The sequence below is a fragment of the Microbacterium paraoxydans genome, from assembly GCF_020524545.1.
GTDB classification, from domain to species: Bacteria; Actinomycetota; Actinomycetes; order Actinomycetales; family Microbacteriaceae; genus Microbacterium; species Microbacterium paraoxydans_C.
Map to the genome: position 1 here is coordinate 719,626 of NZ_JAIVLG010000001.1, position 17,232 is coordinate 736,857.

Sequence of the window (17,232 nt, forward strand, 5' to 3'; positions counted from 1 at the left end):
GGGCGCCGAGGGCGCGCTCTCTCGTCCCGTAGACTTGACGCGCGCCCTCGTAGCTCAGGGGATAGAGCAGCCCTCTCCTAAAGGGCAGGTCGCAGGTTCGAATCCTGTCGAGGGCACCCAGCGCGACCTGCGGCTGCGCCCCTGCGTCTCAGTCCTCTCCCCGCCGCCAGAGCTTCGACGGCCACCAGATCGCTTTGCCGATGTCGTAGGTCAGAGCCGGCACCAGCAGGGAGCGGACGACGAACGTGTCGAGAAGCACCCCGAAGGCGACGATGAAGGACAGCTGGACGAGGAACAGGATCGGGATCACGGAGAGCGCGGCGAACGTCGCGGCGAGGACCAGACCTGCCGACGTGATCACCCCGCCCGTGATCGAGAGCCCGCGCAGGATGCCTTCACGGGTGCCGTGCGCCTTCGCCTCCTCGCGCACGCGGGTCATCAGGAAGATGTTGTAGTCGATCCCGAGTGCGACGAGGAACACGAAGCCGAAGAGCGGGACGGCAGGGTCGGCACCGGGGAAGTCGAAGATCCCGTTGAACACGAGCGCCGAGACTCCCATCGCCGTGCCGAACGACAGCACCGTGGTCAGGATCAGCAGGACCGGGGCGAGGATCGAGCGCAGGAGCAGCATCAGGATCAGCATGATCACCACGAGGATCACCGGGATGATCAGATTGCGGTCGTGGATCGAGGCGTCGTTCGTGTCGATGGACGTCGCGGTGACTCCGCCGACGAGGGCGTCGGTGCCGTCGAGCTCGGCCCGCAGTTCGCGCACCGTCGCCGCGGCGGCCTCGGAGTCTGCGGCGTCCGTGAGCGTTCCCTGGAGGAGCACCGTACCGTCGACAGTCGTCGGTGCGGGGGCGGGGGTCCCGGGCGGGCCGAACGCGGTGATGCCGTCGGCTGTCACGGGCGCGCTGCCGCTGGGCGAATCCGCGGCGGTGACCGAGACCGCATCGATGCCGTCGTGTGCGAGCAGGATGTCTGCGACGTCCTGCAGGCGATCCTCCTCGACGACCACATACACCGGGCTGCCGGAGCCGCCCGGGAAGTGCTCACCGAGCGCGACCTGCCCGTCACGGGCCTCCGAGGCACCGAGCACCAGCTCGGACTGCGGCACACCGTTGGCATCGAGCTGAGTCACCCCGGCGGCTCCGAGCAGCAGGGCGAGGGTGGTCACGATCCAGATCACCCGTGGGCGGCGCTTGATGACACCCGCCAACCGGGCCCACAGGCCCGTCGTCCGCATACCGTGCTCGGCGGCGACCACCTCGGGTTCGAAGTGCGGACGTCGCGGCCAGAACACCGCACGCCCGAAGAGCAGGAGGAGCGAGGGCAGCAAGGTCAGCGCCGAGAGCATCGCGAACACGATGCCGATCGCGGCCACGGGGCCGAGGGTGCTGTTGGATTTCAGGTCGCTGAGCAACAAGCAGAGGAGCCCGGCGATCACTGTTCCGCCGGATGCGGCGATCGGTTCGACCGACCCCTTCCAGGCGGCGAGCAGCGCCACGCCCTTGTCCTGGGAGACGCGCAGCTCTTCCCGGAAGCGTGCCACGAGGAGCAGGGCGTAGTCGGTGGCGGCGCCGATCACGAGGATGAAGAGGATGCCCTGCGTCTGGCCGCTGAGCAGCAGCACCTCGAACTTCGCGAGCCACCACACGACCAGGAGTGCCACGCAGAGTGCGAACAGGCTCGTCGACAGCACGACGAGGGGCAGCAGGAACGAACGGTAGACGAGCACCAGGATGACCAGGACCGCGAGGAGCGCGACACCGAGGAGCAGGCCGTCGATGCCGGCGAAGCCCGCGACCAGATCGGCGCTGAAGCCTGCCGGGCCGGTGATGTAGACCGTCACGCCGTCGGGGACGGCAGCACGCAGCTCGTCGCCGAGGGCTCCCGTCGCATCGGCGAGTTCCGCATCGCTCTCGATCGGGATGAACGCCTGGACGGCCTTCCCATCATCCGAGGGGAGCGCAGGCGAGACGTCGTCTCCGACGCCCTCCACGCTCGGCGCATCCGCGACGGCTTCGGAGATCGCGTCCACCTCGGACGCGGTGAGCACATCGTCCGAGGTGAACACCGCGATGGCCGGGATCGAATCGCTGTCGTTGAACTCGCCGAGCAGCTGCTGGACTTCGGTGGCCTGCGCCGATTCCGGCAGATAGGTCGTCTGGTCGTTGGACGACACCTCGTCGACCTTGCCGAACAGCGGGCCGCCGAGCGAAGCGCCCACCAGCCAGACGAGGATCAGCGCCACCGGAAGGAACACGCGTACCCAGGAGTGGCGCCGTGAGCGCTCCCTGATCGGCGGAGTCGGCGTGGAGTCGGGGCGGGACATCGTGTTCCTCTCGGAAGGGGTTCGGTCGGCGGGGGAGGGTCAGGCCACCCACGCGAGGATGAGGATCATCGTGGCGAGGAAACCGGCGAAATAGTTCAGCGCGATGAAGCGTCGCCAGGCCCGGTTGGTGGCAGCCGAGCCCGCATCGTCGACGTTCCACCATGGTGCCGCGTTCACGACGTACGGCAAGGCGAGCACCGCGGCGAGCGGTCCCGGCCAGGGGGTCAGAAGCATGGCGGCTCCGGCGAGCACCCACAGCGAGAGGGAAAGGCGCACGGTTGCCCTCGCCCCGATCACCGTGGCGATCGAGGAGATACCTGCTTCGCGGTCCGGTCCGACGTCCTGAACGGCCCCGAACGCATGGGCTGCCATGCCCCACAGGAAGAACGCGGCGAGGGTGAGGACGCTGGTGGACGTGACGGGTGCTCCGGCCAGGGCGAGCCCGACGATCGCCGGGCTGACGAAATGCGTGCTCGAGGTCATCGAATCGAGGAATGGTCGCTCCTTGAACCGCAGCACGGGAGCCGAGTAGGCGATCACGGCGAACACGCTCACGGCCAGCCAGAGCCAGGATGCCGGGTTGCCGACGATCACGAGGTAGGCGAGGAACGGGATGTTCGTCGCCGCGGCCGCCCAAAGAGTGGCGCGATGCATGCGCGGCGCCAGGAGTGCGCCCTCGATCCCTCCCTTGCGCGGGTTCGCCAGGTCGGAGGCGTAGTCGAAGACGTCGTTGATGCCGTACATCGCGAGGTTGTACGGGATGAGGAAATACAGCGTGCCCACCAGCAGCGTCGCATCGAGCTCGCGGGTGGTGAGCAGATAGGCGGCCGCGAAGGGGAAAGCGGTGTTGATCCAGCTGATCGGTCGTGACGACAGCACGATCTGCGCGAGATCCCGTCCGAACGTCCGCGACGGCGTGGCTCCGGTGTTCATCCGCGCTCCCCGTCGTGGACGTTCCGGTCCTCACGCGCTCGCCGTCGCGCGCGCAGCTCCGTCCACACGGCGGGAAGGAGCAGGGCACCCGCCAGCGGATAGGCGAAGTCTTCGACGGGGGCCAGGCCGATGTACACGCCCAGGAGTGGATCCCGGGCGTAGCGGAACAATCCGCTCGCGATCATGACGGTGTCGAACACCGCAGTGAGGAGGAAGAGCACGAGCACGGTCAGCAGGACGGCAGAGGGGAGCGGTCCGCGGCGTCGGCGGAGAAGCGGCAGGATGACACCGACCACGACGGCGACGAGCAGGAAGCAGGCGGCGAGTTGGAGGTAGCTCACGACCCACCTGCCCGTGCGCGACGGCTTTCGCGCCGCCACGTGATCAGGCGCACGGCGCCGGTGTAGATCACCATCGTGCACACCACGAGGAACAGGAGGAACACAGGTTCTTCGACGGGCAGTTCGGGCGCCAGCACGAGGCCCGTCGCGATCGCACCCTCACCCCGGAAGAAGATCCCGGTGGCGATGCCCGCCACATCCCATACGAGGAAGAAGACGAGACCGATGAGCGTCACGATCGCAGCCGACACGACATCTCTCCAGAAGAAGAGACGGAACCGCCAGTCCAGCAGCAGCATGCACCCCATCGACAGGAGAAGGGCCGACAGATACACCACGCCCATCAGCATGCCTCCGTCCCGACCGCGGACGGTACCGCAACGGGAAGCGGGCCGGGGGAGTGGTCACCGCGGATGCGCTTGAGCACGATCTCCGCGCTGATGAGGCACATCGGGACGCCGACGCCCGGGGCGGTGGTCGCCCCGGCGTAGAACAGGCCCTGCACGCGCCGGGAGGCGTTCTGCGCGCGGAACATCGCACTCTGGGAGAGGATGTGCGCCGGCCCCAGCATCCCGCCGCGCCAGGAGCGGTAGTCGTCCCGGAAGTCCGCGGGGCCGATCGTCTCGCGCACGACGATGCGTTCGCGGAGGTCCGCGATCCCTGCCCAGGTCGCGATCTGGTCGATCGCCGCATCCGCGGCGCTCTCGATCGCGGGTGATCCTCGTCCATCGGATCCGCCTTGCCCGAGCTCGACGTCCGCCGGGACCGGGATCAGGACGAAGAGGTTCTCGTGACCCTCCGGCGCGACGTCGGGATCCGTCGCGCTCGGTCGGCAGACGTAGGTCGACGCCGGATCGGGAACGGTCGGGCTCGCTCCGAAGATCGCATCGAAGTTGGCGTCCCAGTCCTCGGTGAAGAACAGCGAGTGATGCGGAAGCTCGGGCAGCGTGCCCTGAACTCCCAGCATCACGAGCACGCCGCCGGGACCGCTGGTCCGCCGTGACCACCACGACTCGGGGTAGGTCTGCAGGGAAGGCGGCAGCAGTACGGTCTCGGTGTGGTGCAGATCCGCCGCCGAGACCACGATGTCGGCGTGCTCCACGTGCGCGACGCCCGCGTGATCCGTCCAGCCGACCCCGGTCGTGTGCACGCCGGAGGTGCCGTCCTGCGTGTGGATACCGGTGACATCGGCGCCGGTGACGATCCGGACGCCGGCCTCGCGAGCGAGCGCCTCGATCCGCTCGACCACGCGCCAGAAACCGCCTTGGGGGTAGCGGACGCCCTGATCGAGGTCGAGCGCGCTCATGAGGTGGTACATCGCGGGCGCGGTGCGCGGGTCGGTGCCGAGGAAGACCGCGGGGTAGCCGAGGATCTGGCGCACGACCGGATGACGGAATCGCTGCTCCGCGAAGGACTGCAGTCTGGTTCCGAGGAGGGCGAACAGCCGGGGGAGCGCTCGCACGACCTCCGGGTTCGCGAGAGTGCGCAGGCGGGTGAACGGGTTGTAGAGGAAGTACTTCTCGGCCATCGTCGCAGCGTGGTGCGCGGAGTCCAGATAGGCGTCGAGGGCGGGACCGGAACCCGGCTCCAGCTCTTCGAAGAGCTCGGTGACCGCATCGCGTCCTGCCGGGACGCTCACTCCACCCGAGGAACGGGGTGACCGGAAGACCCGATATCCCGGATCGAGTTCGGTGAGGTCCAGCTGCTCGGACGTCGAGGTCCCCATCATCGCGAAGAAGTGATCGAAGACCTCAGGCATCAGGTACCACGACGGCCCCGAGTCGAAGCGGAATCCGTCCCGTTCGATCGTTCCCGCGCGACCGCCGACGCGGGCGTTCTTCTCGAAGACGACGACCTCGTGCCCGTCCCGCGCCAGGAGCCCGGCCGTCGCGAGGCCGGCGATGCCTGCGCCGATCACCACCACGCGGCTCATCGGTCGCGCTCCACGGCGGTGACGACGACGGCTCGGCCTGCGAGCAGCGCCTTGATCGGATCCGGCACGCGGACGCGTCGGCGGTACAGCACCTCGACGGGGGTCTTCGCGACGCGTCGGGTGAGGGCGGCGAACAGGGCGAGGGCGCTGCGCACCGCGGCGCGGGAATCCTTCGGGAGCAGCGGGATGGCGGCATCCGCATCCGCGAGCTGCCGGAAGACCGTCGCCACCCAGGCGTCACGGTCCGCGTCCGTCAGCCGAGCGGAGCCACCGAGGTACCCGCGGTGGAGCCGGTCGGTGTCGTCGGCGAGATCGCGGAGGAAATTGACGTTCTGGAAGGCGGCACCCAGCTGGCGTGCGCCACGGCGGAGCGTGTCGAGCTCTTCCGTCGTCCGGTCCGCACCCCGGAGGAAGACCTGAAGGCACATGAGACCGACCACCTCGGCGGAGCCGTAGACGTAGTCCGCGTGCGTGGCGGCGTCGTAGGCGGTGAAGGCGTCTTCATCGGCGAGGTCGGCGCTCATCGATGCGAAGAACGGCCCGGTCAGGTCTTCACCGATACCGCACTCCCGTGCCGTCCGTGCGAACGCGTGCAGGATGAGGTCGCTGCTGTAGCCGGTGCGCATCGAGCGGTGCGTCTCTTCGATGTAGGAGGTGAGCGCCGCCGACTGCGCAGTGCTGTCGAGCCCCGCCTCGGCTGCCACCCCGTCGACGATCTCGTCGGCGATGCGCACCATGGCGTAGATGTTCCGGACGTGCTGGCGGTGACGTCGGCCGAGAAGTCGGGTGGCGAGTCCGAACGAGGTCGAGTAGGTGCGGATCACGTCGGTCGTGGCGATCTCCGCCGTACGGCTGAAGCGTCGCAGCGCGGTGTCCTCCGTGCGATCGGCCGGGTCCGTGGTCATCGGCGGCGCCCTTCGACGCGGGAAGCGTGAGCGCGGATCGTCCGTGCAGCCGCTGCCGGGAGTGTGCCGTCGGACTCCGCTTCGGCAAGGGTGGTCGACACCGCATCCAGATGCTCCCGGATGAGGCCGAGCACGAAGTCTTCGGCACCGCACTCGCGCAGGAGCTCCCGGGCGTCGGATCCCTCGGCGAGGCTGAGATCGGCCCTGCCGAAGTGCACGTCGATGCTCTCCCAGTGCGCCGTCATGCGGGCATAGGCGATGATCGCCGTCTCCTTGCCCTCGCGCAGATCGGAGTAGGCATCCTTGCCGTGCTCTCCGGGGTCGCCGAACACGGAGAGCAGGTCATCCTGCAATTGGTACGCGAGGCCGAGATGCCGACCGATCTCGCTGAGTCGTTCCTCGGCGGCGGGGGAGGACGCCGCGAGAACGGCAGCGGCGCGCAGGGGCAGCATGAAGGAGTAGGTCGCCGTCTTGTAGACGCTCGTCGCGAGGATGGTCCGCAGATCGGGTGTGATCACGCCGTCGCTGAGGGCGATGTCTGCGTGTTCTCCGGCCACGGTCTCGAAGATCGTCTGCTCCAAGAGCGAGAGCAGACGCTCACGGGCGTCGGGGGCGATGTCGGCGCGCGCGAACCCCAGCACAGCCGAGGCGAGCAGCATGTCCCCGAGGAGGATCGCGCTCGAGCGTGCCCAGTGCAGTGTCGACTCGGCAGGGGCATCGGCGCGCTCGGCCACCAGGGAACCGATGAGGTTCGGTCCGCGCCGCCGGGTCAGGTCTCCGTCGATGACGTCGTCGTGCAGGAGGAAGGCGAAGTGGAGCAGCTCGACGTGCGCGGCCACATCGATCGCGCACGCGGTCCTCCGCTCCGAAAGGGGGGAGGGGGAGAGCGACTGCAGCAGGTCGATGAGGAGCCGAGGGCGGACGAGCTTCCCGCCGAGCGCGTGGTGCGCGGCGGCGTGCCAGAGCGCGACGAACTCCTCTCCGTACTTCTCTGCCGCGACGCTGCGTTCCGAGAAGCGGTGGCGCAGGGCCTCTTCGATGCGCGTCCCGAGGTCTTCTTCCGTCACCGTGCTGCTCATCGGTCAGACCTCGCCGAGTCGTCGAAGGATCGGGAGCTGTTCGACGAGCCACGGGCTGAAGGCGAACGGCGTGTGCGTGATGCTCTCGACGAGCGCGGCCACGTCGACCCAGATCCACTCGGACACCTCATCGGGGTTCGCGGAGGGCTCACCATCGATGACAGCGACGTGGACGGGGCAGATCTCGTTCTCGACGATCCCGCTCGCGTCCACGGCCCGGTAGCGGTAGTCGGGGACGGCGACGTGGAGGTCGGAGAGGTCGATGCCGAGTTCGTCGACGCCGTGCCGCCGGACGGCATCGAGCATGTCCTCTCCGGGGCGGGGGTGACCGCAGAAGCTGTTGGTCCAGACACCCGGCCAGGTCTTCTTCGCCAGCGCTCGACGGGTGAGCAGGAGGCGGCCGTGCGTGTCGAGGACGTAGCAGGAGAACGCGAGATGCAGAGGGGTGTCGCGGGAGTGGACGGCGCTCTTCGGCATCGTCCCGACAGTGGTCCCGTCTTCGGCGAGGAGGGTCACGTCATCCATGGCATCTCCTTGAATTCGCGCTGTCCGGTATTTCTCTAACTTGGTAAGTAGTCAACTTAGCATGAAACTGTTCGTGTGTAACATGATCGCATGGACACGGAGCCCGGCACCACCCCGCGCGAGCGCGCGACAGAGGTGTCGCTGAGCGGTGGCAAGAGGCCGAGCGGTGAGACTCCGGACGGACTCTCGCACTCGGCGCTCTATGACGTCGACGCGAGCGATCCGCGCAGCACGCTCGTCGACCGTGAGGGTGTGCCGCCGGAAGAGCTGCGGCAGATCGCCCGGCTCATGGAGGCACTCGCCAACCTGAGGGAGGCGGAGCAGAAGCTCTCCCAGGCTTCCCGGCGCTACATGCGTCTCAACGAGACGGACATGCGCGCTCTGCACTATCTGATCGTGTGCGCGAATCGGAAGCTCGTCGCGACCCCCGGCGGCATCGCCCACCACCTCGGCGTCTCCACGGCGGCGACGACCAAGCTTCTCGATCGACTGGAGAAGGGCGGGCACATCATGCGGGAGCCGCACCCGACCGACCGTCGGGCGCTCCACATCAGCATCACACCGGAGACGCGATTGGCCGCCATGGAGACGGTCGGCCGTCAGCAGGCCAAGCGATTCTATTCCGCGGCGCGGCTCAGCCCCGCGGAGCGTGAAGTCGTCATCCGATTCCTCGACGATATGACCGAGGAAATCACTCTGCGGGACGAAGCGTGGGTGCAGGAAACCGCAGACTGATATCCGCGGGCAGGTAATTCAGCGCGAGATCAATGCGCGGCGTTGTATGCGTCCACGATCGGCGCAGGAATGCGTCCGCGCTCGGAGAGCGTGTGGCCGTTCTCCTTCGCCCACGCGCGGATCGCAGCGACCTCCGGATTGCGGGCAGGGCGTTTGCGAGATGCCGACGTGCGGGCGGCGCTGGAAGAACCGGCGCGTCGTCCCGCCGAGATGTACGGCTCGAGAGCGTTGCGCAACTCCTCCGCATGGGTCGAATTCAGGTCGATCTCATACGAGGCGCCATTCAACGAGAAATGAACCGTCTCGCCTTCGCCCACCTCGAGAACACTGCCGTCGATGTCGTCTACCAGCTGATGCACAATTCTTCTCGCCATGAATGCGAATATATGCCAATCGAGGAAAGCGGGCAACTGGACGATTGTGAATTCACATCTGCTTGCGGAAGGTTGTCACGGGAGAAGACCCGCGCGTCGGGCACGTGTGACGGCGGCATGCCGCGTCGAGGCGTCGAGTTTCGACATCGCGGCGCCGAGATAGGCCTTGACCGTGCCTTCGCGCAGACCCAACTGGGCCGCGATCTCCGCGTTGGTGGCCCCCATCGCGGCGCAGGCCAGGACGTCGGTCTCCCGCGGGGAGAGGTGAACGGTCGAGATCGGGCTGGTCGAGGCCGCCGGCTCGTCGCCCGCGAGGGTGACGAGCCGCTGCTCGACTCGCGCGATCCGTGCCCGGAGTTCGGTGTCATCGATGGATGCCGCGATGCTGCGCAGCTCTGCGAAGCTCTCCCGCAGTTCCTCGCGCTGCCGCGGGGCGACGGCATCGCTTCCACCGACGTTCGCGTGCATTCGCCGCTGGACCTCGTCACGGATGCGCAATTCGTCGGCGACCGACTGCGCCACCTGCATCGCAGGGGCGGTGGTCACTCCGCCGACCTGCTCTTCGTCCCAGCCGCCGGCGTAGAGGACACCGCGAGGTCGTCCCTGCACGATGATCGGTAGCGCGAGGAGGGTGCGCAGTCCCTCGCCGAGGACGAATACGTCATAGTCGTGCGTGATCTGCTGTGACGAGCCGTAGTCGCTCGTCATCCGCGGGCGCAATTCCATCATCGCTCTGCCGCCGAGTCCACGCTCCGGACGCACGCGGAGGCCGTCCAGTGAGCGGGTGCGTGCACCGACGATGCTGGTGACGCTCACGACGCCCTCTTCGATGAGACCCCCGAAAGCGACGGGGAAGCGCGTTCGTCGCGCGAGCTCGCGCACCGCGTTGGTGACGAGTTCGGTCTCGGATTCGAGGGTGACGGGTGCGCTCACGATTACCTGCTTCCGGGTGACGACTGCGTTCCCCGTTCGTAGCGTCGACTTTATCACCCGGGGTCCTTCTCGCTCCTGGCGTCAGACGTGGACCCGGCGGCCTACTCGCCGGGTCCACGTCTCGCGCCACGCCGGGTCAACCGGCTTCGAGGTCGAGCAGGAACCGCTTTCGCTCGGGATGTGCGCCGTAGTGCCCCGGGGTCCCGTCCGAGCGCACCACGCGGTGCACGGGAACGATGATGGAGAACGGTGTGAGTCGGCAGGCGGTGCCCACGGCGCGGGCGGCTCCGGGGTGTCCCGCCAGGACGGCCACCTCGCCATAGCTCATCGTCTCTCCCCACGCGATGTCTCTGATGGTCTGCAGCGCGGTGCGAGAGAACCCGTCGGTGAGGCGCCAGTCGAGGCGAAGGTGCTCGTGGAAGCGAACCGGCTTGCCGTCGAAATACTCGGCGAGGAGGTGCGCGAGCTCGTCGGCCGCGCCGGGGTCGGGCTCCGGGACGGCGTGCAGCTGTCGGGAGACGCCCTCGAGAAGCCAGGGGACGCGCGGGTCTTCGGACTCGGAGAGGTCGAAGCGTACGACGCCTTCATCCGAGAACACCGCGAGGGCGTCGCCGAAGGGAGTCGGAGCGAAGTCGTAGCGGAAGGTCATGGCACCATCCTGACCGGCGACAGCGGGTGCGGACCATCTTCCTCCTGGCTCAGGTGGATAACGCGGGCGCCCGGAGGGCGGGGCAGGAGGAGTGCAGATCGCCCGATTCCGGCGGGGATTCGGCGGAAACCCGCCTGGGATACTCTTCGTCTCCGCGTGTCGCGCCTAGGGTGTGAATGTGTGGCGACGTGAAGACAGGTCTGCGGAGGACGCAGCGGCGGAAGCCGCTGTGTCCATCGACGATCTGCGTGAGACCGCGACAGGAATCGACATCGCACATGCGGCCGAGGCGGAACGGACCCGGTTGAGGGCGGAGGCTGCCGATCTGGGTGGCCCGTCGCCACTGGTCAGCTTCCGCGACAGCGTGGAGTCCGGGATCGACATCTCCAAGGCGCATCCGGGCAGCCTGCCCCAGTTCATCACCGGGAAGTCGACACTCCTCTCGAATCTCTTCCGCGATGAGGTGGGTCTGCGCACAGCGCGGCTCGCGGCGGAGCGCATCACGGCGAAGAACACCGAACTCCGCACGGTTCGCGGCATCGAGGCCGTGCACCTCGCCGTCGGGGTCGCGGGCTGGCGTATCGGAGGGGCAGGCTTCGCCGCCCCCGTGCTGCTGCGCCCGCTGGCGATCCGTCGCCATCATTCGGACTTCGAGTTGAAGCTGCAGGGCGCGTTCGAGGTGAACCCCGCGCTCGTGCGGATCGCTCGCGAGCACTTCGGGCTCTCGATCGACGCCGCGGCGCTCGCCGCGCTGGCCTACGACGGCGGTATCTTCAAGCCGCAGCCGGTGATCGACAGCCTGCGAGCGATGACGCGCTCCATCGACACGTTCTCGGTCGAGCCGCGGCTCGTCGTGTCGACGTTCGCCGACGTGTCCGGCGCGATGTCGCGCGACGGCGGGAGCCTCGACCACGTGGTGCTCAACGCGCTGGGCGGCCATGTCGGCGACCGGGAGCGCGTCACGGCGCCGCGCGCCACGCCTCACCACACGGGCCCCGACGATCGGGCTCCGGCGTCCGACAACCTGCTCCTCGACGCCGACGCCGAACAGGAAGCCGTGCTCGCGCGCATCGCCGCGGGGCACTCGCTGACGGTCGCGACGCTTCCCGGAACCGGCGGAACGCAGACCGTGATCAACGCGCTCGGCGAACTGGTACGTGGCGGCAAGCGAGTGCTCGTGGTCTCCGCTCGTCGGTCGACGCTGGACGGAGTGCGGCATCGGCTCGCGGGAATCGGACTCGACAGCCTCGCGATCTCGCCGGCCAGCGTGCGCCGCGACCTCGTCAGAGCGATCGGCCGCAACGAGAAGGCCACGGCCCCGAAGGTCAGCGAGGTCGACGACGCCCTGGTGCGCCTGCGCACGGTGCTTCGCGACTATCGGCAGGCGCTCACCGCGCCGATCGCCGGGATGGACGCATCGGTGCTCGACGCGACCCGCCAGCTCACCCGCCTCGCCTCGCTCCCGATCCCTCCCTCGACGACCGCGCGTCTCGGATCGGACGCCCTGCGTCGTCTCGCCTCGGACCGCAGCGAAGCCGCCGCGGCGCTCGCGCAGGCCGCGCGTCTCGGCGAGTTCCGCTTCGGTCCGGACGACTCTCCCTGGTACGGCGTCACCTTCGCCAGCACCGAGGCGGCCCGGGCCGCACACGAGCTGGCCGGCCGGCTGCACTCCAGCAGTGTGCCCGCACTCCTGGAGCGCGGTTACGAGCTGATCGCGCAGACGCACATGCGCCCGTTCTCGACGATCGACGAACTCGGCGAGTACCTGCGCTTGCTGCAGGGCATCCGCGACTCCCTGGATCGCTTCAGTCCCACGGTGTTCGAGCGCCCGCTCGGCGAACTCATCCAGGCGCACGGCTCGCGTCGCGACGCGCCGGGGCTCTCCGGGGCGAACAGACGACGACTGCGTCGTCTCGCCAAGGAGTACGTGCGTCCTGGCGTCCACGTCACCGAGATGCACGAGGCCCTGCTGCGCATCCAGGCCCAGCGCACGCAGTGGCAGCGCTACGTCGAGGCCGGTGCCGCACCGGAGATCCCGCTCGGTCTCGCCGATGTGTACGTCGCCTGGCAGCGGGTGGAGGCCGAGCTGGCGGAGCTCGACGCCGCGCTCGACCGCCGCGAACCTCTGGCCTCGCTGCCCGTGGCACGACTCGTGCGCACCCTGGCCGGTCTTGCCGCGAAGTCCGACGTCTTCGAGAATCTCGTGGAGCGCGCACAGCTGCGTGACCGTCTGGCGCTGCTTGGGCTCGAGCCGCTGCTCACGGAACTCTCGGTACGACACGTCGCCGAGTCCCAAGTGGGGGACGAGCTCGAGTTCGCCTGGTGGCAATCGCTCCTCGAGCGGGCACTGCAGGACAACCGTGCCCTCCTCGGTGCGAACACCGCCGTGGTCGATCGTCTCGAGCGGGACTTCCGTCTGGTCGATGAAGCGCACGCGGCGATGGCGGGTCCGCTGCTCGCCTGGCAGCTCGCGAACCAGTGGCGGATCGCGATCGTCGACGAACCTCAGCAGTCGCAGCATCTCCGTCGAGCGCTGACGCAGCAGTCCGCCACCACCGCGCAGATCGTCAGCGCGGCCCCTGCGCTCGTCGACGTCCTCGCGCCCGTCTGGATCTCGTCGCCGTATCAGGTACCGGAGATCCCTGAGTCCGTGGAGTTCGACACCGTCCTCCTCGTCGACGCCGCGGCGATCAATCTCGCCGAAGCGGCGCCGACGATCCGTCGGGCACGTCAGATCGTGGCGTTCGGAGACCCGGTCACACAGCGCCCGACGCCGTTCCACACCGCTGTCGATCCTGAGGCGTCGTGGGAGCCCGAAGTCCCGTTCGACGACGTCTCGGCTTTCGAGCGGCTGTCCGAGCTGCTGCCCGTGATGACGCTGACCCGGAGCTACCGCGCCGGCGGCGAAGACCTCGCGGAGCTCATCAACGACGCCTTCTACGGCGGCGAGATCGTGTCGCTGCCCTGGGCCGGCTCGTACCTCGGACGCGGAAGCCTCACGGTCGACTACGTCGAGGGCGGTACCGGTACCCCCGATCCGGTCTCGGGCGCGGTCGAGAGCCCGGATGCCGAGGTCGCCCGAGTTGTCACGCTCGTGGTCGAGCATGCCGTGCACCGCCCGTCGGAGTCGCTCATGGTCGTCACGGCCAGCGCACGCCACGCAGAGCGGGTCCGCGCGGCCGTCACCTCCGCGTTCGCCGGCCGGTCCGACGTGGCGGACTTCGTCGGACGTGACACGGTCGAGCCCTTCGCCGTGCTGACCCTCGAGGAATCGGTCGCGGAGAGCCGTGACCGCGTGATCTTCTCCCTCGGCTTCGGGCTCACCAAACACGGTCGGGTGCTGAGCGACTTCGGCGACCTCTCGACCCCCGACGGGGAGCGGCTCCTGACCGTCGGGATGACCCGGGCTCGCCGGTCGATGGTCCTGGTCTCGTCGATCCGCCCGTCGTCGTTCGATGACGGCCGGCTCGAGCACGGCGCAGCGACGTTGATGTCGATCCTCGGCGGACTCGCCATGCGCAGTCGAGATGCGCGGTTGGAGGATCTGGCCGACCCCCTCACCCTCGCCCTCGCCAGGGAGCTCCGGCGGCTCGGCGCATCTGTCGACGTCGACTACCGCGGGCTGCTGCCGCTCGTCGCGCAGCACGCAGGCAAGGCTGTGGTCATCGAGTCCGACCCGGAATCTCGGGGCGAGTCGTTGCGGGAGACGCTGCGCCTGCGCCCGCACGTGCTGCGACGTCTCGGCTGGCACTACGTTCGTGTGCACGCCTTCGATCTGTACAGCGATCCGACGACGGTGGCGACGCGCATCGCCGCCGTGCTCGGCATCTCCGACTCCGCCCCGCGTGCGGAGAACGACACGCAGCCGATCGACATCATCGACACCCCGAATGACTGACGAGAGCGATGGCTCGACTCCGCGCCAGAGCGTGGTGCGGGTCCCGGGTTCCCGTCGTGCTCGTCTGACGCCGGTTCCCGGCAGCTATCCGACGCCGGAATCCGCACCGGATGAGTCGCCGCCGCCTGCACGGTCGACGGGACCGAAGGGCCCGAACGACGACCAGCTCATCCAGGACGTGCCTCCGCACTACTAGGGCGCCGGGAGCGGGCTGTCGGTGACGTGGCCGGCGAACGAGAAACGCACGGTCCTCCGAGGAGGGACCGTGCGTCTCCGGTGAGGCGCGGGTGCGATCAGGCCCCGCGCTGAGCCTTGAGCAGGTCGCGGATCTCGACCAGCAATTCGGCTTCGGTCGCGGCGGCCGGCTCCTCCTCCGGCTCCTCCGCCGGGGTACCCTTGCGCGCCTCGACGCGGGCCTTGAACGTGTTCATCGGCAGGACGAACACGAAGTAGACGACGACCGCCACGGCCAGGAAGCTTATGATCGCCGCGATCAGGTCGCCGATCGGGAACGTGACCTTGTCGCCGTAGATGTTCGTGATCTGAGGGCCGAAGCCGCCCATCGAATCGGCCTTGAAGAACAGGGAGATGAGCGGCGTGATGATGCTGGACACCACCGCGTTGACGATCGCGGTGAAGGCCGCGCCGATGACGACGGCCACGGCCAGATCGATGACGTTGCCGCGCAGGATGAATTCTTTGAAACCTTTGAGCATGGGATCCCCCAACAGATCAGGGCCTCAGGACGAGGCTGGTGTCGACGCAGCCGCCGGCGTGGCGCTCGTCGTCGATTCCGACTTCGATGATGCCGAAGTGTCCTTCGAACCACCGGATTTGGCGCGCGAGTCCGTGCGATAGAAGCCGGAGCCGTTGAAGGTCACTCCGATCGAGCCGTACTGCTTGCGCAGGGCCCCGCCGCACTCCGGGCACACCGAGAGCGCATCCTCGGCGAAGCTCTGCACGGCATCGAACTGGTGTCCGCACGAGGTGCAGGCATAGGCGTAGGTGGGCATGGGCGTCCTTGCGGGTCAGCGTCGCGGAGGCGACAGGGTGAGCGTCTGCGAGGGGGTGATGACGCCGTTCACCGGCTGGTCGTGCACCTCGCGCGGAAGTTCGTCGAGTACCTCGGAATCATAGACGACGGCATAGACCGGCGGGCACTTCTCCATCGAGCCGATCGTCTTGTCGAAGTACCCGCGCCCCCACCCCATCCGCATCCCGCTGCGGTCGACGGCGGAGGCGGGGACGATCATCAGCTCCACGTCGTTGACGGCGATCGGCCCGAGCACTTCTCCGGTGGGCTCCGGAAGCCCGTACAACCCCTCCGAGATCTCGTCGTCTTCGGTGGCGACGGCCCAGTCGAGCAACCCGTCGGCGCGGGTGACGGGGAGGAGGACCCGGATGCCTCGGCGTACCGCGCGCGTCACGAATTCGCGGGTTCCCGGCTCGGTGGTGGTGGAGAGGAAGCAGGAGATCGAGCGGGCGCCGAGTTCATCGATGAGTGAGTCGAGCCGTTCGCCGATCGCTGCGGCGGCGGCTTCGCGCTGCGCGTCTGAGAGGAGCTGACGCCGCTCGCGCAGATCGGCGCGGAGCGCGCGTTTGGCGTGTTCGACGTCGTTCGACATGGCTTCGAGTCTACGGCGATGCTCACCACTAGGCTGTGGGGATGGGTGCACAGAAGATCAAGGCCGTCATTCCCGCAGCAGGACTGGGGACACGATTCCTGCCTGCGACGAAGGCGATGCCGAAGGAGATGCTTCCGGTCGTCGACAAGCCGGCCATTCAGTACGTGGTCGAAGAGGCGGCCAACGCGGGGATCGATGACATCCTCGTCATCATCGGCCGCAACAAGAACGCGATCTCCAACCACTTCGACTCGGTTCCCGAGCTCGAGGTGAAGCTCATGGAGAAGGGCGACACCGGACGGCTTGAGCGGGTGATGAAGTCCAGCGACCTCGCCGACATCCATTTCGTGCGGCAGGGTGAACCCAAGGGGCTCGGCCACGCGGTCCTGCGGGCGCGGACCCACGTGGGGGACAGCTCTTTCGCGGTTCTCCTCGGAGACGACCTCATGGATGAGCGCGACCCGCTTCTGACCGACATGATCGCCGAGCACGAGCGCACCGGCGCCGCGGTGATCGCACTCATGGAAGTCGATCCGGCGAGCATCCACATGTACGGTGCGGCCGCGGTCGAGGAGATCGAGGGGTCTGACGCCGTCCGCGTCACCGGGCTCGTCGAGAAGCCTGCGCAGGAGGACGCTCCGTCGAACCTGGCCATCATCGGTCGATACGTGCTGCCGGCCTCGGTCTTCGATATCCTCGAGCGCACCGAGCCGGGCAAGGGCGGCGAGATCCAGCTCACGGACGCACTGCAGGAGCTCGCGACCGATCCGCAGGGGCCCGGCGTCGTCGGCGTCGTCTTCGGTGGGCGCCGCTACGACACGGGAGACCGCGTCGACTACATCAAGGCGATCGTCCAGCTCGCCGCGGACCGGGACGACCTCGGCCCCGAGCTGCGCCCCTGGCTCAAGGAGTTCGCAGAACGCCTCTAGGCGACGCTGCGGGTCGGTGCGGCATGGAAACGGCGGCG

At 68.3% G+C, this 17,232-nt stretch carries 18 protein-coding genes and 1 tRNA gene; 5 read left to right on the top strand and 14 right to left on the bottom strand.

Going from position 1 to position 17,232, the window contains the following annotated elements; all coding sequences use genetic code 11:
• Window positions 1-43 precede the first annotated feature (43 nt).
• Window positions 44-116 (top strand) — tRNA-Arg (locus LC041_RS03585).
• A gap of 32 nt (window positions 117-148) precedes the next feature.
• Here the strand turns inward: LC041_RS03585 and LC041_RS03590 are convergent.
• The 8 genes from LC041_RS03590 to idi are packed head-to-tail and all read right to left on the bottom strand — an operon-like array spanning window position 149 to window position 8,051.
• Complete coding sequence (locus LC041_RS03590) at window positions 149-2,335, bottom strand: MMPL family transporter (RefSeq protein ID WP_226531577.1); 2,187 nt, start codon at window positions 2,333-2,335, stop codon at window positions 149-151.
• Window positions 2,336-2,374: 39 nt separating this feature from the next.
• On the bottom strand, window positions 2,375-3,268 hold the full coding sequence (locus tag LC041_RS03595; protein WP_226531578.1) for a prenyltransferase: 894 nt from the start codon (window positions 3,266-3,268) through the stop codon (window positions 2,375-2,377).
• Window positions 3,265-3,609, bottom strand: coding sequence for a lycopene cyclase domain-containing protein (locus LC041_RS03600; protein WP_308012735.1), 345 nt, complete (start codon window positions 3,607-3,609; stop codon window positions 3,265-3,267). The genes LC041_RS03595 and LC041_RS03600 overlap by 4 nt, the downstream gene beginning before the upstream one ends.
• Window positions 3,606-3,953 carry a lycopene cyclase domain-containing protein gene (locus tag LC041_RS03605; RefSeq protein WP_226531579.1) on the bottom strand — a complete coding sequence of 116 codons (348 nt, stop codon included), beginning with the start codon at window positions 3,951-3,953 and terminating at the stop codon, window positions 3,606-3,608. The genes LC041_RS03600 and LC041_RS03605 overlap by 4 nt, the downstream gene beginning before the upstream one ends.
• Window positions 3,953-5,542 carry a phytoene desaturase family protein gene (gene crtI, locus LC041_RS03610; RefSeq protein ID WP_226531580.1) on the bottom strand — a complete coding sequence of 530 codons (1,590 nt, stop codon included), beginning with the start codon at window positions 5,540-5,542 and terminating at the stop codon, window positions 3,953-3,955. Before crtI ends, LC041_RS03605 begins: the two co-directional genes overlap by 1 nt.
• Window positions 5,539-6,447 (bottom strand): phytoene/squalene synthase family protein, encoded by a 909-nt coding sequence (locus LC041_RS03615; RefSeq protein WP_226531581.1) that lies wholly within the window; start codon window positions 6,445-6,447, stop codon window positions 5,539-5,541. Before LC041_RS03615 ends, crtI begins: the two co-directional genes overlap by 4 nt.
• Complete coding sequence (locus LC041_RS03620) at window positions 6,444-7,526, bottom strand: polyprenyl synthetase family protein (RefSeq protein WP_226531582.1); 1,083 nt, start codon at window positions 7,524-7,526, stop codon at window positions 6,444-6,446. The genes LC041_RS03615 and LC041_RS03620 overlap by 4 nt, the downstream gene beginning before the upstream one ends.
• A 3-nt stretch (window positions 7,527-7,529) precedes the next feature.
• Entirely contained in the window at window positions 7,530-8,051 is a 522-nt protein-coding gene (gene idi, locus LC041_RS03625; protein WP_226531583.1) for an isopentenyl-diphosphate Delta-isomerase, read from the bottom strand.
• 90 nt (window positions 8,052-8,141) lie between these two features.
• Between idi and LC041_RS03630 the strand changes: the two genes are divergently transcribed.
• Window positions 8,142-8,786 (top strand): MarR family winged helix-turn-helix transcriptional regulator, encoded by a 645-nt coding sequence (locus LC041_RS03630; RefSeq protein ID WP_226531584.1) that lies wholly within the window; start codon window positions 8,142-8,144, stop codon window positions 8,784-8,786.
• Window positions 8,787-8,815: 29 nt separating this feature from the next.
• Here LC041_RS03630 and LC041_RS03635 read toward each other — a convergent pair whose 3' ends face one another.
• From LC041_RS03635 to LC041_RS03645, 3 genes are all read right to left on the bottom strand, one after another.
• Window positions 8,816-9,160, bottom strand: a complete 345-nt coding sequence (locus LC041_RS03635; RefSeq protein ID WP_226531585.1) for a histone-like nucleoid-structuring protein Lsr2 — start codon at window positions 9,158-9,160, stop codon at window positions 8,816-8,818.
• Between the two features lie 75 nt (window positions 9,161-9,235).
• Window positions 9,236-10,093, bottom strand: a complete 858-nt coding sequence (locus LC041_RS03640; RefSeq protein ID WP_226531586.1) for a LuxR C-terminal-related transcriptional regulator — start codon at window positions 10,091-10,093, stop codon at window positions 9,236-9,238.
• Window positions 10,094-10,229: 136 nt separating this feature from the next.
• Complete coding sequence (locus LC041_RS03645) at window positions 10,230-10,742, bottom strand: methylated-DNA--[protein]-cysteine S-methyltransferase (RefSeq protein WP_226531587.1); 513 nt, start codon at window positions 10,740-10,742, stop codon at window positions 10,230-10,232.
• A gap of 229 nt (window positions 10,743-10,971) precedes the next feature.
• Here LC041_RS03645 and LC041_RS03650 point away from each other — a divergent pair, with 229 nt between their 5' ends.
• Window positions 10,972-14,640 (top strand): AAA family ATPase, encoded by a 3,669-nt coding sequence (locus LC041_RS03650; protein ID WP_226531588.1) that lies wholly within the window; start codon window positions 10,972-10,974, stop codon window positions 14,638-14,640.
• A complete protein-coding gene (locus LC041_RS03655) occupies window positions 14,633-14,836 on the top strand; it encodes a hypothetical protein (RefSeq protein ID WP_226531589.1) in 204 nt (67 codons plus the stop codon). The genes LC041_RS03650 and LC041_RS03655 overlap by 8 nt, the downstream gene beginning before the upstream one ends.
• Before the next feature lie 97 nt (window positions 14,837-14,933).
• Here LC041_RS03655 and mscL read toward each other — a convergent pair whose 3' ends face one another.
• From mscL to LC041_RS03670, 3 genes are read right to left on the bottom strand one after another with little or no spacing between them, the layout of a single operon-like run.
• The gene (gene mscL / locus LC041_RS03660) at window positions 14,934-15,356 is read right to left on the bottom strand and encodes a large conductance mechanosensitive channel protein MscL (protein WP_226531590.1); all 423 of its coding nucleotides are present in this window, start codon (window positions 15,354-15,356) and stop codon (window positions 14,934-14,936) included.
• 24 nt (window positions 15,357-15,380) lie between these two features.
• Entirely contained in the window at window positions 15,381-15,653 is a 273-nt protein-coding gene (locus tag LC041_RS03665; protein WP_226531591.1) for an FmdB family zinc ribbon protein, read from the bottom strand.
• 15 nt (window positions 15,654-15,668) lie between these two features.
• On the bottom strand, window positions 15,669-16,265 hold the full coding sequence (locus tag LC041_RS03670) for a 5-formyltetrahydrofolate cyclo-ligase (RefSeq protein ID WP_226531592.1): 597 nt from the start codon (window positions 16,263-16,265) through the stop codon (window positions 15,669-15,671).
• 41 nt (window positions 16,266-16,306) lie between these two features.
• Between LC041_RS03670 and galU the strand changes: the two genes are divergently transcribed.
• Window positions 16,307-17,194, top strand: coding sequence for a UTP--glucose-1-phosphate uridylyltransferase GalU (gene galU, locus LC041_RS03675; protein WP_226531593.1), 888 nt, complete (start codon window positions 16,307-16,309; stop codon window positions 17,192-17,194).
• Window positions 17,195-17,232: the final 38 nt, after the last annotated feature.

Coding starts and splice junctions, on each gene's coding strand:
- LC041_RS03605 (WP_226531579.1), bottom strand. CDS start 3,953: ATGGGCGTGGTGTATCTGTCGGCCCTTCTCCTGTCGATGGGGTGCATG.
- LC041_RS03645 (WP_226531587.1), bottom strand. CDS start 10,742: ATGACCTTCCGCTACGACTTCGCTCCGACTCCCTTCGGCGACGCCCTC.
- LC041_RS03665 (WP_226531591.1), bottom strand. CDS start 15,653: ATGCCCACCTACGCCTATGCCTGCACCTCGTGCGGACACCAGTTCGAT.
- galU (WP_226531593.1), top strand. CDS start 16,307: ATGGGTGCACAGAAGATCAAGGCCGTCATTCCCGCAGCAGGACTGGGG.
- LC041_RS03615 (WP_226531581.1), bottom strand. CDS start 6,447: ATGACCACGGACCCGGCCGATCGCACGGAGGACACCGCGCTGCGACGC.
- LC041_RS03595 (WP_226531578.1), bottom strand. CDS start 3,268: ATGAACACCGGAGCCACGCCGTCGCGGACGTTCGGACGGGATCTCGCG.
- mscL (WP_226531590.1), bottom strand. CDS start 15,356: ATGCTCAAAGGTTTCAAAGAATTCATCCTGCGCGGCAACGTCATCGAT.
- LC041_RS03590 (WP_226531577.1), bottom strand. CDS start 2,335: ATGTCCCGCCCCGACTCCACGCCGACTCCGCCGATCAGGGAGCGCTCA.
- LC041_RS03655 (WP_226531589.1), top strand. CDS start 14,633: ATGACTGACGAGAGCGATGGCTCGACTCCGCGCCAGAGCGTGGTGCGG.
- LC041_RS03635 (WP_226531585.1), bottom strand. CDS start 9,160: ATGGCGAGAAGAATTGTGCATCAGCTGGTAGACGACATCGACGGCAGT.
- idi (WP_226531583.1), bottom strand. CDS start 8,051: ATGGATGACGTGACCCTCCTCGCCGAAGACGGGACCACTGTCGGGACG.
- crtI (WP_226531580.1), bottom strand. CDS start 5,542: ATGAGCCGCGTGGTGGTGATCGGCGCAGGCATCGCCGGCCTCGCGACG.
- LC041_RS03630 (WP_226531584.1), top strand. CDS start 8,142: ATGGACACGGAGCCCGGCACCACCCCGCGCGAGCGCGCGACAGAGGTG.
- LC041_RS03620 (WP_226531582.1), bottom strand. CDS start 7,526: ATGAGCAGCACGGTGACGGAAGAAGACCTCGGGACGCGCATCGAAGAG.
- LC041_RS03670 (WP_226531592.1), bottom strand. CDS start 16,265: ATGTCGAACGACGTCGAACACGCCAAACGCGCGCTCCGCGCCGATCTG.